This is a genomic window from Streptomyces ferrugineus (assembly GCF_015160855.1).
Classification (GTDB): Bacteria; Actinomycetota; Actinomycetes; order Streptomycetales; family Streptomycetaceae; genus Streptomyces; species Streptomyces ferrugineus.
In genome coordinates, this window is record NZ_CP063373.1 from 5608400 (window position 1) to 5621516 (window position 13117).

12 protein-coding genes and 1 pseudogene are annotated in these 13117 nt (G+C 71.1%); 8 read left to right on the plus strand and 5 right to left on the minus strand.

The features are described from left to right. Positions 1-89 precede the first annotated feature (89 nt). Positions 90-968: an alpha/beta fold hydrolase gene (locus tag IM697_RS25295; protein WP_194038394.1), complete on the plus strand. Its 879-nt coding sequence runs from the start codon at positions 90-92 to the stop codon at positions 966-968. A 24-nt stretch (positions 969-992) separates the two neighbouring features. Here IM697_RS25295 and IM697_RS25300 read toward each other — a convergent pair whose 3' ends face one another. Both IM697_RS25300 and IM697_RS25305 read right to left on the minus strand, forming a co-directional pair. Beyond that, positions 993-1967, minus strand: coding sequence for a TauD/TfdA dioxygenase family protein (locus IM697_RS25300; RefSeq protein WP_194038395.1), 975 nt, complete (start codon positions 1965-1967; stop codon positions 993-995). 101 nt (positions 1968-2068) lie between these two features. Next, the gene (locus IM697_RS25305) at positions 2069-3619 is read right to left on the minus strand and encodes a glycoside hydrolase family 32 protein (protein ID WP_194038396.1); all 1551 of its coding nucleotides are present in this window, start codon (positions 3617-3619) and stop codon (positions 2069-2071) included. A gap of 159 nt (positions 3620-3778) precedes the next feature. Between IM697_RS25305 and IM697_RS25310 the strand changes: the two genes are divergently transcribed. From IM697_RS25310 to IM697_RS25325, 4 genes are read left to right on the plus strand one after another with little or no spacing between them, the layout of a single operon-like run. After that, entirely contained in the window at positions 3779-5188 is a 1410-nt protein-coding gene (locus tag IM697_RS25310; RefSeq protein WP_194038397.1) for an extracellular solute-binding protein, read from the plus strand. Then, positions 5185-6153, plus strand: a complete 969-nt coding sequence (locus IM697_RS25315) for a carbohydrate ABC transporter permease (protein WP_194038398.1) — start codon at positions 5185-5187, stop codon at positions 6151-6153. The genes IM697_RS25310 and IM697_RS25315 overlap by 4 nt, the downstream gene beginning before the upstream one ends. A gap of 15 nt (positions 6154-6168) precedes the next feature. After that, complete coding sequence (locus IM697_RS25320) at positions 6169-7023, plus strand: carbohydrate ABC transporter permease (RefSeq protein WP_194038399.1); 855 nt, start codon at positions 6169-6171, stop codon at positions 7021-7023. Further along, a complete protein-coding gene (locus tag IM697_RS25325; protein ID WP_194038400.1) occupies positions 7020-8420 on the plus strand; it encodes a glycoside hydrolase family 32 protein in 1401 nt (466 codons plus the stop codon). The genes IM697_RS25320 and IM697_RS25325 overlap by 4 nt, the downstream gene beginning before the upstream one ends. Here the strand turns inward: IM697_RS25325 and IM697_RS25330 are convergent. Continuing rightward, positions 8383-9447 carry a LacI family DNA-binding transcriptional regulator gene (locus IM697_RS25330; protein WP_194038401.1) on the minus strand — a complete coding sequence of 355 codons (1065 nt, stop codon included), beginning with the start codon at positions 9445-9447 and terminating at the stop codon, positions 8383-8385. The genes IM697_RS25325 and IM697_RS25330 overlap by 38 nt on opposite strands. Positions 9448-9543: 96 nt before the next feature. On the opposite strand from IM697_RS25330, the gene IM697_RS25335 reads away from it, so the two are divergent. Next, positions 9544-10374 carry an aldo/keto reductase gene (locus IM697_RS25335; RefSeq protein WP_194038402.1) on the plus strand — a complete coding sequence of 277 codons (831 nt, stop codon included), beginning with the start codon at positions 9544-9546 and terminating at the stop codon, positions 10372-10374. A gap of 57 nt (positions 10375-10431) precedes the next feature. Beyond that, a complete protein-coding gene (locus tag IM697_RS25340; protein WP_194038403.1) occupies positions 10432-11040 on the plus strand; it encodes a DNA polymerase ligase N-terminal domain-containing protein in 609 nt (202 codons plus the stop codon). Between the two features lie 461 nt (positions 11041-11501). On the opposite strand, the pseudogene IM697_RS25345 reads toward IM697_RS25340, so the two are convergent. After that, a pseudogene (locus IM697_RS25345) lies at positions 11502-12371 on the minus strand (IS110 family transposase); the annotation flags it as partial. A gap of 122 nt (positions 12372-12493) precedes the next feature. Further along, on the minus strand, positions 12494-12871 hold the full coding sequence (locus tag IM697_RS44975) for a DUF6207 family protein (RefSeq protein ID WP_228044169.1): 378 nt from the start codon (positions 12869-12871) through the stop codon (positions 12494-12496). Between IM697_RS44975 and IM697_RS25355 the strand changes: the two genes are divergently transcribed. Continuing rightward, positions 12870-13073: a hypothetical protein gene (locus IM697_RS25355; RefSeq protein ID WP_194038405.1), complete on the plus strand. Its 204-nt coding sequence runs from the start codon at positions 12870-12872 to the stop codon at positions 13071-13073. The genes IM697_RS44975 and IM697_RS25355 overlap by 2 nt on opposite strands. The last annotated feature ends 44 nt before the right edge of the window (positions 13074-13117 follow it).

Here is a 13117-nt window from a genome sequence, read left to right on the forward strand (position 1 = left end):
CGGACCCGCCGCTCATTCGCTGCTCATCCGCCCCCGGGAGGATCGAGGAGTCCCCCAGCCCATCGATGAGCATCCCAAGGAGCGACGCCATGCCTCCTGTCATCCCCGGCTTCGGCCACCACCGCATCCCGGTCGCCGACGGCGTGTCCCTGCACGCGGCCGTCGGTGGCTCCGGCGCGCCGGTCGTCCTGTTGCACGGCTTCCCGCAGACCCACCTGATGTGGCGGCACGTGGCCGTCGATCTCGCGGCGGACCACACGGTGATCTGCCCGGACCTGCGCGGCTACGGCGCCAGCGACAAGCCGGCCGAGTCCGACGGCAGCGGGTACGCCAAGCGGACCATGGCCGCGGACATCGTGGCCCTGGCCCGCGCACTCGGGCACGAGCGCTTCGCCCTGGCCGGGCACGACCGTGGCGCTCTGGTGGCCTTCCGGGCCGCGCTCGACCATCCCGGCGCGGTGACCCACCTGGCGTGTCTCGACATCCTGCCGACCCTGGACATGTGGGACGTGATGCACGGCGTCACCGCCGCCGTCGGCTTCCACCTCTATCTGCTGGCCCAGCCGCCCGGCCTGCCCGAACGCATGATCAGCGCCGCGCCGGACACCTTCTTCGGGCACTTCCTCGACATCTGGACGACCGACCGGGGGGCCGTGCCGGACGAGGTCCGCGCCGCCTACCTGGCGGCCTGCCGGGAGGCGGTGCCCTCGATCGTCGCCGACTACCGGGCCTCGGCCGGTGTCGACATCGAGCACGACCGGGCCGACCGGGAGGCGGGACGCAGGCTGCGGATGCCCGTCGCGGTGCTTCAGCAGGACTGGGGCGCCGCCCTCGGTTTCGACGCGGCCGCGCTGTGGCGCGCCTGGGCGCCCGATCTGCGGCACACGACGGTCTCCCACGGCCACTTCATGGCCGAGGAGGCACCGGACGACATCGCGAAGGCGCTGCGGGAGCTGCTCGCCCGTTGATCCCGCGCGCGAAAGCCCGCTCGGCTACCAGCGCCCCGGCTCGGTCCCGACGATCGGCTCCGAGGGTTCGCCGTCCACGCCCACCGGTACGTCACCGGTGAGCATCACCCGGTGCATGGTCCGGGGGAAGTCCAGGTGGGCGTTGTCGCCGGGGGCCAGGTGGATGGTGGCCCGGTTGTCCCAGAAGGCGATGCTGCCGGGCTCCCAGCGGAAGCGGACCGTGTACTCGGGGCGCACCGCCTGCTCCAGCAGCATGTCGAGGATCGCCCGGCTCTCGGCCCGGGAGAGACCGGCGATCTGCTCGACGTAGTAGCCGTTGACGTAGAGAACCCGCTCCCCCGTCTCCGGATGGACGCGCACCAGCGGATGCAGCGAGGCGACCTGGTGGTCCAGCAGGTGGCGGACGTACGCGTCGTCGCCGGGCCGGGGCTGATAGCCGACGCCGAGGCGGTGCTCGGCCCGCAGCCCGTCGACGAACTCCCTGACCGGGCCGGAGAGTCCGGCGTAGGCGGCGGCCAGGTTGGACCAGGTCGTGTCGCCGCCGTACGGGGGCACGGTCTCGGCGCGCAGGATCGTCGCGGCGGGCGGGTCGATACGGGCGCCGTGGTCGCAGTGCCAGCCGCGCAGCAGGGTGTGGCGGCGGCGCCGCAGCCACTCGTCGTGCTCCATGCCGAACCTCCCGCCCAGCTCCAGCCGGTCGGCGGTCGTCTCGATCTCGGGGAAGTCCGCCGGGGAGGCGCTCCCCCGCCTGCGCGGGACGACCGGTTCGCCGAACCGGCGCGCGAACGCCACATGCCCGGCGTGGTCCAGCCGTTGCCCCCGGAAGAAGACGACCTTCCAGCGGAGCACCGCCGCCCGGATCGCGGCGACGACGGTGTCGTCGAGTTCCCCGGCCAGGTCGGCGCCCGTGATCTCCGCCCCGATGTGGCCGGCGACCGGGCGCACCTCGATCCCCGCGGCGTGCTCCGCCCCGCCCTCCGTGGTCCTGTCCGTCGTCATGCCCGCTCCGTCGGTCGTCCGTCCGTCTGCCCACACCGGCTCCGGTCCGAGCCGGCTCCGGGAAGATCGTGACAGTGATCGGCGGGCCTGGCGACAGGGCCTCAGACCGCGAACTCCCGGATCACGGTGTTCCGGAACACCGCCGGGCCGTCGATCGTGAACAGGGCGAGCCCGGTGTCGATCAGGTACGGGAAGACCTCCGAGGAGTGCACGTACCGTCCGTCGTCCACGAACATCTCGACGGATGTGCGGTCGACCAGGATGCGCAGCCGCACCCTGCGGGTTGACGGGTCGAAGGGGCTGTGGCTCTCCTGCCACCTGCCGGAGGCGTCCGGGTTCACGGTGGGGCGGCGGTTGAGGAAGGCGTAGTCCCGGTAGACCCCGGCGTCGACGTGACGGCTGCCGTCGGGAGAGCGACGCAACTGGACTCCGGCGCCGGTGAGTTGGTCCCAGGTGATCTCGCAGGTCACCTCGTACGCCGTGCCCCGGTAGTCGAGCACCCGGGTGCCGGAGACCTCCAGGTCGCCCAGGTTCACGGTGCGCGAGACATGGGCATCCAAGCCCGCGACCGGCTGTGAGGCCAGGTAGTACGTTCCGGAGGAGGCCCGCTTCAGGGTGAGCTGACGGACGATCGAGTCCGTGCCGTTGAAGCCGTCGCAGTCGATCGTGGGCGTGATGTTGGCGTAGTCCCAGTTGTTCAGCCAGCCCATGGCGTAGCGGACGGACGGGTCCACCGAGCCGTCGCTCCGGTGCCGGTCGAAGGTGACGGCCGCGTACCAGTCCCAGCCGTGGTCGAGCCACTGCGGGTCGGTGGCGTCGGCGGTGAAGGCCGTACCGTCGAAGGAGCCCGTCCAGTAGGCGTAGGTGTTCGGCCGCCCCGAGCCCTTGCCGTTGGCGCTCACGCCGAGCACCCACTTCGCGGTGCCGTCGTCGGCGGTGACGCGGAACAGGTCCGGGCACTCCAGGACGCCGATGCCGCCGTGGACGAAGCCTCCGGCGTACGTCCAGGACTTCAGGTCGTCCGAGTGGTAGAAGCCCACCTTGTCGTTCTCGGCCAGTGCCATCACCCACCGGCCGCGCTCCTCGTCCCGGATCACCTTGGGATCGCGGAAGTCGCGCACACCGGGGTTGGGCAGGACGGGATCGGTCCCGTGGTTCGTGAACGTCCGGCCGCCGTCGGTCGAGTAGTACAGGTACTGCGCCTGCGTGACCTCGTCCGGCGCCATGGTGGCGATGACGATCACCGCCCCCGCGCCGAAGCCCGCGGTGTCGTCCGTGTCGATCACCGCCGACCCGGACCAGACGTCGCCGTTGACCGTCGTGTCCTTCGGCACAGCTGTCCCTCGGTCCTGGAAGGAGACCAGATCGGTGCTGGTGGCGAGGCGCCACGCGGTGCCCGTGGTGGTTCCGCCGGCGAGATAGTCCGGGTTGTACAGGTAGTAGTAGCGATACTCCCCGTCGATCCAGACCGGGCGCTGCGGGTCGTTCTTCCACTGGTCGGGCACCGTGAAGTGGTACTCGGCGCGATAGCTCGCGCAGGTGGCGGCCGGTTTCCCAGGTTTCGCGGCGGCCGGAGACGCGGTCGGCAACAGCGTGGCCGAGGCCCCGGCCGCTGAACCGGCGAGCAGCGATCTCCTGGACATCATGCGCATCACACATCATTCCCATCGTCGGGACGGCGGCTCGTGTGGACCAGGACTCTGCGACCTAACTCGTTAAAGGTCAAGTGGTTCACGACTATTGACAGGGCCGACAGGCACTTCTCATCATCTGGGGCATCACTGGTCGACTAACACGAGTTAGGCCCTTCCATGACCGACTCGCACCCCACCCGCCGCACGCTGCTGCGGTACGGCGCCTACGGCGCGGGAGCCGCCGCGCTCGCCGGTACCGCCGCGAGCTGGGACCGGCTGACCGGAGCCGACATCCCCGGCCGGAACGACGGCTCGCTCGTCGTCGCCACGCTCGGCCCCGCATACGGACCGGAGGCGATCCGCACGCTCACCGACGGCTTCAAGAAGGTCCACCCCGACATCAAGCTACGGATCAACGCCGTGCAGGCCGTCGACTGGTCCGACTTCTTCGCGAAGATCCTCACCCAGATCGCGGCGGGCACGGCGCCGGATCTGGTGTACGTCGCCACCGAGGGCGTCCAGTTGTTCGCGCAGCGCCTCGGGGTCCCGCTGGACGACTGGGTGCGGCGGGACGCCGAGGAGCTGCGCGAGTACTTCGCCGACGTCCATCCCTCGCTGGTGGAGTCGATGATGTACGAGGGGAGCCTGTACCAGCTCCCGGTCGAGTTCAACGCGGCCGACATGTACCTCAACAACCAGGTGCTGAAGCGGGCGGACGCCGGCTTCCCGGCTGCCGACTGGACCCGCGACGACTTCACCGCGCTGCTGCGGGACATGAAGAAGGCCAGCGGTTCGCAGTTCACGCCGTACTTCTGGACCAACCGGCTGTGGGGCGGCGTGGTGCCCTGGCTGTTCGCCAACGACACCAATCTGCTCGCCGAGTCCAAGGCGCCGGGCGGCGCCTGGCTGTGGGACTCGTTCTACCCGGCCGGCGCCCGGAAGGGACGCGGCGGCGGGTTCCGCTGGACGACCCCGCAGGCCACCGACGCGCGCGTGGAGGAGGCGTACGACTATCTCGCCTCCCTCGTCCAGGAGGGCCTGTGCACCCGGCCCGAGGGCGGCAACGGCCAGAACCTCATCGGCGTGTTCTCCACCGGCCGGGTCGGCGTCACGCCCGCGGGCGGCTTCTGGGCGGGGGGTCTGCATCTGGCCGGGATGCGGGCGGACGCCTTCGACGTGCAGTACTTCCCGCGCTGGCGCACCCAGCGCATGCAGTTCGGTGCCGCCGGCTACGCGCTGCTGCGCACGTCGAAACTGCAGGAGGAGGCCTGGGAGTTCATCAAGTACGCCGCCCGCCGGGACACCCTGATGCGGCTGTTCGAGACGAACCAGACCACCCCGGCACGCCGCTCCATGCTGACCGCCGACCGCTACCGGGAGACCGGCCCCGACCACTGGCAGGTCTTCTACGACACCCTCGACAAGTTCCCCTACACCGGGCCCATCCCCGCGCCACCGCAGGTCGCCGAGGTCGAGCAGGTGCTGCTCAAGCACACCGGCACCGCCCTGGCCTCGCGGCGCTCGGTGGGTCCCGCGCTGCGCCGGATGCAGAGCGATCTGGAGAAGGCCATGGAGCGTGACGTATGACGAACACCCAGGCGAACACCCGGATACCGGACGCACGGCCGAAGCCTTCGGGGGCCGCGCCCCCGCGCCCCGCGCCCCGGGCCTCCGCCCGCGATCGTGGCGTCCGGCTGCTGGCCACGCTGTTCCTGGCGCCGACGATCGTCGGCATCGTCGTCTTCACGGTCGTCCCGATCGTCGGCTCGGTGGTGCTGAGCCTCTTCCACTGGAACGTGATCGACGACCCGAGCTTCGCCGGAGCCGCCAACTACCGTGAGGTCTTCACCGATTCGACGGTGCTGGTCTCCTTCGGCAACACGCTGGTGTTCATGGTGCTCGCCGTCGCGCTCCAGCTGTTGATCGCACTCACCCTCGCCCTGGCCGTGAACGGCCGGATGCCGGTGTGGCTGCGCTCGGTGTTCCGGTCGGCGTTCTTCTTCCCGCTGGTGCTGTCCGCCGCGTCGATCTCGGTGGTGATGAAGTACCTGTTCAACCAGGACTTCGGGGTGGTGAACTGGCTGCTGGGGCTGGTCGGAATCGCTCCGGTGCCGTGGCTGACGTCCGAGAACGCGGCGATGGCCACCGTGATCCTGGTCTACGTCTGGCAGCAGTTCGGGTTCTCGTTCCTGCTGTTCGTGGGCGGGCTGAACAACATCCCCAGGGAGATCCACGAGGCCGCCTCCCTCGACGGCGCCACCGGGCTGCGCAAGCACCTCAACGTCACCCTGCCCCTGCTGTCGCCCACGCTGCTGGTCGCGTCGGTGGTCGGCATCATCAACGCGCTCCAGGTCTTCGAGCAGCCGTACGTCCTCACCAACGGCGGCCCCGGCGACGCCACCCGCACCGTGGTGATGGTCATCTACGAGAGCGCCTTCGAGCAGCTCCGCTTCGGTACGGCCTCGGCGGTGGGCGTCCTGCTGTTCGTGCTGATCATGGCGGTCACCGCCGTCCAGTTCCGGCTCAGCCGGCGTTTCGTCCACTACCAGTGAGCCGGTGAGCCTCCCATGAGCCAAGCAACCCTGTCCCTGAGCCGCACCCGGCACTCCCTCGCGCCCTTGGCCCGGATCGCCGGGCTGACGGTGTGCGCCCTGCTGACCCTGGGCCCGGTCATCTGGACCGTCTCCACCTCGCTGCGCACCCCGGCCGAGGCCTTCGACCTGCCGCCGAGCATCATCCCGACGAGCCCCTCCACGGAGGCGTACCGCGGCGTCTTCGACCAGATCGACGTCTGGCTGCTCGCCCTGAACTCGACGCTGGTGACCGCGCTGATCGCGGTGGGCCAGATGATCACCGCCGGGCTGGCCGGCTACGCCTTCGCACGCCTCGAGTTCCGGTTCAAGAAGCCGCTGTTCGGCCTGGTCCTGGCGACCATGATGGTGCCACTGCAGGTCACGATCGTGCCGGTGTTCCTGGTGCTGAAGTCGATGGGCCTGACCGACACCCTGCTCGGTCTGATCATCCCGGCCTTCCCGACCGCCTTCGGCACCTTCCTGATGCGCCAGTACTTCCTGGGCATGCCGAAGGACCTGGGCGAGGCAGCGATGCTGGACGGCTGCGGGCCCTGGCGGATCTTCCGGTCCGTGTACGCCCCGCTGGCCGCGCCCGGTCTCGCGATCGTCGGCGTACTGGCCTTCAACTACCACTGGAACGAGTTCTTCCGCCCGCTGATCCTGGAGACCTCCGGCCAGAACTACACCCTCCCCCTGGGCCTGGTCTCCCTCCAGGGCAACCTCGGCACCGGCTCCATCTCGGTGGTGCTCGCCGGTGTCGTCCTGTCCATGATCCCCGCCGTCGCCGTGTTCGTCGTCGGTCAGCGCCCTCTGCGCGAGGGCATCACGTCCGCAGGAGTCAACCGTTGAGCCTCGCCGCTCAGTCCACGGACCCGAGCGCCCCGCGCTTCAGGGTCCGTCCCCCCGCCAACTGGATCAACGACCCGAACGGCCCCTTCCGTTGGCGGGGCCGCCACCACCTCTTCTACCAGCACAACCCCGCCGCCCCCGTGCACACCGACGTCCACTGGGGCCATGTCTCCAGCGCCGATCTCGTCGTCTGGGAGCACCATCCGCTCGCGCTCACCCCGACACCCGGCGGCCCGGACGAGGCGGGCTGCTGGTCCGGGTGCGTGGTCGACGACGACGGGGTGCCCACGGCCGTCTACACCGGCGTCGACCGCCGTCACACCGGCCTCGGCTCGATCTGCCTGGCGCGGGCGCTGATGCCGGAGGACGAGACGCTCACCGACTGGCGGCCGCTGCCCACGCCGGTGGTGAGCGGCCCGCCCGACGGCCTGGACGTGGTGATGTTCCGCGACCCGTTCGTCTTCACGAGCGGTGGCCGTCGGTGGGCGCTGGTCGGCGCGGGGCACGCCGACGGGACACCGTCGGTGCTGCTGTACGAGTGCGACGACCTGGCCGACTGGCGGTTCGCCGGAGTGCTGCTCGACGGCGCCGACCCGGTCGCGGCGGACGCCTTCGGCGACCGGGCGGTGGGCTGGGAGTGCCCGCAGCTGTTCGAGACGGCGGGCGGGGAGTGGGTGCTGGTGCTGTCGCTGTGGGACGGGGATCCATGGGACACCGGCTATCTGACGGGACGTCTGCGGCCCGACGGCGCGGGCGGGTTGCGTTTCGCGGCCCGCCGCGGCGGACGGCTGGACCACGGGCGCGACTTCTACGCGCCCGCCGTACTCCGGGAGCCGGGCCGGGTGTTGATGTGGGGCTGGTCGTGGGAGGCGCGCGGGCAGGAGGAGGTCGACCGTGCGGGCTGGGCCGGGGTGCTGACCGCTCCGCGGGTGGTGGACGTCCATGCCGACGGTGCCCTGCGTGTCGCACCGGCGCCGGAGCTTCGGCTGCTGCGGGCGGCCGAGCCGCTGGTGACGGCGGCGGCCCGGCGTGCCGCGCTGCCGGAGGCGTACGACCTGACGGTGACCGCGTCCGCCCGTACCGTCGTGAGTCTGCTGCGGTCGGCCTCGGGGGCGGAGTTGACGGTGGTGCTGGACCCGGACGAGGGCACGGTGACGCTGGACCGGGGTGACTGGCCTCGCAGCGGGCGGGAGGGGACGGCGCCGATCGTGGTGCGGGTGCCGGCCGACGAGGTGCGGATTCTCGTCGACGGGTCGCTGCTGGAGCTGTTCGCCGGCGACCGGGCCATGGTCACCGAGCGGGTCTACCGGCGGCCGGACGATGTGGCCGAACTCGTCGTGACCGGCGCCGGGGCCTCGGTCAGCGGCTGGGAGCTGGTCCCACCGACGCTCGGCTGATCACCGGGCAGGCCAGGCGCCGTACCGTCGCGGGCGGCGTCCGGCCGGTGTCGATGGCGTCGAGGAGCAGACGCGCCGCCGCGTCGCCCATCGCCCGGTGCGGCAGGGCGACGGTGGTGAGCGGCGGGGTGAGGAACTCCGCCATGTGCTCCTGGTCGTCGTAGCCGACCACCGACAGCTCGCCGGGGACGGCGACACCGAGCCGGGTAGCGGCGTGCAGGACGCCCGCCGCTACCCGGTCGTTGTAGCAGAAGACCCCGGTGGGGCGCTGGTCGGCGGGGACGCCGTCGAGGACGCTCAGCGCGCCCTGGTACCCGCCCGTTATCTCGCCGCCGCTGCGTACGACCCACTCCTTGGGCACGGTGATGCCCTCGGCGCGCAGCGCGTCGCGGAAGCCGCGCAGGCGGTCGGCGGAGGCGATGTCGTCCTGGCCGCCGACCACCGCCATCCTGCGGTGCCCCTCGTCCAGCAGCAGCCGGGCCGCCGTACGGCCGCCCGCGCGCTCGGCGGGGATGACGGCGGGCAGGGAGCCGTCGTCGGGCAGGCAGTTGGCGAGGACGGAGTGGGTGCGGTGCAGGCCCTCGGGGACGCGGACGCGGCGCAGCGACATGGCCGCGTAGATGATGCCGTCCACGCGCCGGTCGAGGAGTTCGGCGACGGCCGCGTCCTCCTTGGCCGGGTCGCCGCCGGAGTCGATGGTCAGCACGAGGTGCTCGCTGTCCCAGGCGGTCTCCATGGCGCCGCGCAGCAGCCGCCCGGCGAAGGGCGAGGAGGCGATCTCGTCGGTGACCAGGCCGATCACGGCCGTACGGCGGCGGCGCAGGCCGCGAGCGACGGGGTCGGGGCGGTAGCCGAGCTCGGCGGCGGCGCGGCGGATGCGTTCCTGGGTGGCGGGTGAGAGATTGCCCTCGGCGCGGCCGTTGAAGACGAAGGAGACGGCCGTGTGGGACACCCCGGCGAGCCGGGCGACGTCCCGTGACGTGGGACGCCCGGATCCCGTCGCGTGCTTCTCCTCGGTGCCGCCCATGCCGTGCGCCGCCCTCTTCCCCCACCTGTCCGGTTGATCAATCCTCACCCTATCCGTGACGCTGGGTGTACGGCACAGTCGAGGGGAGGTCCGACAGTGATCAGCATTCCGCTGCACACGCTCAACGACGGCACGACGATCCCCGGCATCGGTCTGGGTACCTGGCCGATGGACGACGCCCAGGCGGAACAGGCGGTGCTCGACGCCCTGGAGCTGGGCTACCGCCTCGTCGACACCGCGACGAACTACCGCAACGAGACGGGCGTCGGCCGAGGGGTCGCGCGCAGCGCCGTTCCGCGCGAGGAGGTGGTGGTGACCACGAAGCTCCCGGGCCGGCACCACGGCTACGAGGAGACCCTGGCCTCCTTCGAGGAGTCCCGGCGCCGCCTGGATCTCGAGTACGTCGACCTGTATCTGATCCACTGGCCGCTGCCCCGCGTCGACAAGTACGTCGACTCCTGGCGGGCCATGATCAAGCTCCGCGAGGACGGTCTCGTCCGGTCGATCGGCGTCTCCAACTTCACGCCCGAGCACATCGAGCGGCTGGAGCGCGAGACCGGGGTCCTGCCCTCGGTCAACCAGATCGAGCTGCACCCGCTGTTCCCGCAGGAGGAGCTGCGTGCCTTCCACACCGGCAAGGGCATCGTCACCGAGAGCTGGAGCCCGCTGGGGCGCGGCAGCGACCTGCTGGACGACCCCGTCGTCAAGGGCGTCGCCGAAGCCCTCAAGGTGACCCCCGGCCAGGTCGTGCTGCGCTGGCACACGCAGCTGGGCGCGCTGCCGATCCCGAAGTCGGGGAACCGGGAGCGGCAGCGCGAGAACCTCGACGTCTTCGGCTTCACCCTGGACGCCACCCAGATGGCCGCCGTCGCCGACCGGGCCCATCGGCGCCTCGGCGGGGACCCCGAGGTGCACGAGGAGTTCTGAGGCGGGAGTCGCGGGCGCCCTCGCGGGGTACTCGGAGCGCTCGGGAAGGAGGCGCTCGTGGGCGAGAAGGACCAGCTGCGCGAGTACCGCGGCAAGCGTGACTTCGGCCGGACGCGCGAGCCGGAGGGGCGTCCGGCGGCCGCCGGTGAGGAGCCGCGGTTCGTGGTGCAGATCCATGACGCAAGCACCCTGCACTTCGACTTCCGGCTCCAGGTGGACGACGTGCTGAGGTCCTGGTCGGTGCCGAAGGGACCGTCCGGAGACCCCAAGGACAAGCGGCTCGCCATGCCGACCGAGGATCATCCGCTGGAGTACGAGGACTTCGAGGGGGTGATCCCGAAGGGCGAGTACGGCGGCGGCACGGTCATCGTCTGGGACAGCGGCACCTACGAGCCGCTCAGCCATGACCGCAGGGGACGGCAGGTCGACTTCGGGGAGTCGCTGGAGCACGGTCATGCCACGTTCCGGCTGCACGGCTCGAAGCTGCACGGCGAGTTCGCCCTCACCCGGATCCGCGGCGGGCAGGACGACCGGGAGGCCTGGCTGCTGGTGAAGGCGGGAAAGGGCCGCGGACATGGGCACGGCACCCCCGACCCGTACCGGGCCCGCTCGGTGCGCACCGGCCGCACCCTCGCCCAGGTCGCCGCCGACGGCGACGAGGGGTGAGCGTGGCGACCGGTCTGCCGGACACCCTCCCGGACGGGCAGCGGCGGCTGCTGCGCGAGGCGCGCCCCGGGGCGGAGCCGGCCGCGCGGCCGATGCCGGCCACGCTCAGCGACCGGCGGGACTTCTCCGGCGAGGAGTGGCTCTTCGAGCGGAAGTTATGGACAGGGTTTCAGCCTGTCCGGTGTCCAGACTCAGGTCCTGCTTGATAGGCCTGAAAACGACGGCGGCCTCACCGCGGTCGCCCTATCTCACCGGTCGCTGGTTAAGCGCCGCTTTCCGGGCTCGGGGGCGGGGCCTGGAAGGACTGGATCATTCAGGCGATCAGTCGGCGCCAGGCGTCCGGGGGGTGCTTCTATCTGTTCGGTCAAGGTCTGTGGGCTTGGTCAGGCCGTTTGTTCGTGCCCGGGTTGGTAGAGGGTGCGGTGCTTGAGCATGGCGTGCAGGACGTCGACACGGCGGCCGCCGACCTCGGCCAGGATGCGGGCACCGGTCCTGACCGCGACCCCGGGCATGGAGGTCAGGCCCTTCGCGAGAGGGTGGGCCTCCAGCAGTGCGGCGACCCGCATCTCCAGGATGTCCCGGCGCTTGAGGAGGACCGCGAGGGCCTCGGCCAGGCCGGAGACGATCTCCCCTGCCGAGCCGGTGCCGGGGACCCGCACAGTCTGCTCGGCCAGGGCGGTGGTGATCTGATCAGCCAGGGTGTGGGCACTGCGCATGCGCGGCGCCGCCTGGAGCATGACCTGCGCGATCTGCTCGGTGCCGGCCTGGGCCAGCTGGGCCGGGGAGCCGTAGGCCTGTAGCAGGGCCAGGACGGCCGGGTGCCGCAGGCGGGGTCCCAGGACGCGTTCAAGGGCAGGGTGGATGGAGGTGAGCAGTCCGCGCAGCCGGTTGGAAGTGCGGGTGGCGTCCTGGGCGAGGTCGTCGTCGTGGCCCAGGACCATGGTCAGTTCGGCCCGCACGCTCTCGTCGGGATCGATGGAGTGCAGCAGGTGCGGCATGGTGCGGGCGGCATCGGCGATGACGTAGGCATCGCGGGCGTCGGTCTTGCCGGTGCCGGGGTGCAGATCGGCCAGCCGGCGCATCGACAGGCCCGGCAGATAGGCGACTTCGCATCCACAAGCGCGGGCGACGGTCACCGCCAGGGTGCCGATGGAGGCCGGCTGGTCGACCACGACCAGGACCTTCCCCTTGCGCTTGAGGCGGGCGAAGAGCTCCCGCAGCTGGGGCTCGCCGTTGGGCAGCGCCTTGTCGAAGGTCGTACGGCCGTCGGCCAGCAGAGCCGTGCCGTGGTGGGCGGACTTGCCTATGTCCAACGCGCAGAACACATCGATCGACGTGAAGTCGTTGCTGGTCACCGGGCTTTCCCTCCCCGGAGTCACAACCGGTGGCCCGCCGGGCACCGGAGATCGGCAGCCACATTACGCAGCCCTGCCTGTCGGCGGACACGCTTCCATCAGCGATCAACCGGTGCCGCCAGGACCGGCGACAGCACCCCCCGGATTGGACAGGGGCAACGAGTCATACCGGCTCCGGAAGCCACGAGCCCGAACCGGGCTCTACGAGGAAGGTAATGGGCATCGGCCGTGGCGCCGAGGACTCCGGCGTTGGCCATCAGCAGCACGAGATCGCGGCTGGTGAAGTCCTCGCGCAGCTGCCCGCAGTCCTTGGCGCGGCCGACCTCGCGTCCAGCGTCGTCCGCACTCCGCTTTCGCCATTTCTCCCGTCCGGCGAGCAGCTGCTGGAAGGCGAGCGCGGTGGCTTCGTCAGCGGCCGCGACGTCGACGACCAGGCGGTACGGCGTGGTGGTGGAGGAACTGGCGGTGGAGGTCATGGCGCAGCTGCCGGACGACCGGGCGCGGCAGGAGGTGATGGCGCTCGTGGAGGTAGCGCGGATGGATCCGCGGGCCTGGCCCGATGTGCGTGATCCGGGCTCGGTTGAGGAGATCCGGGAGGCCTTCGGGCGGCGGTGCTGGATCCAGTACATGCCGCACGCCGGAGCGATCGAGGTCCGTGACATCGGGTGGGCGGGCTGATCACTATCCGTCCCGGTCGGTCTTCAGGGGGTTCTTTGGGGGTG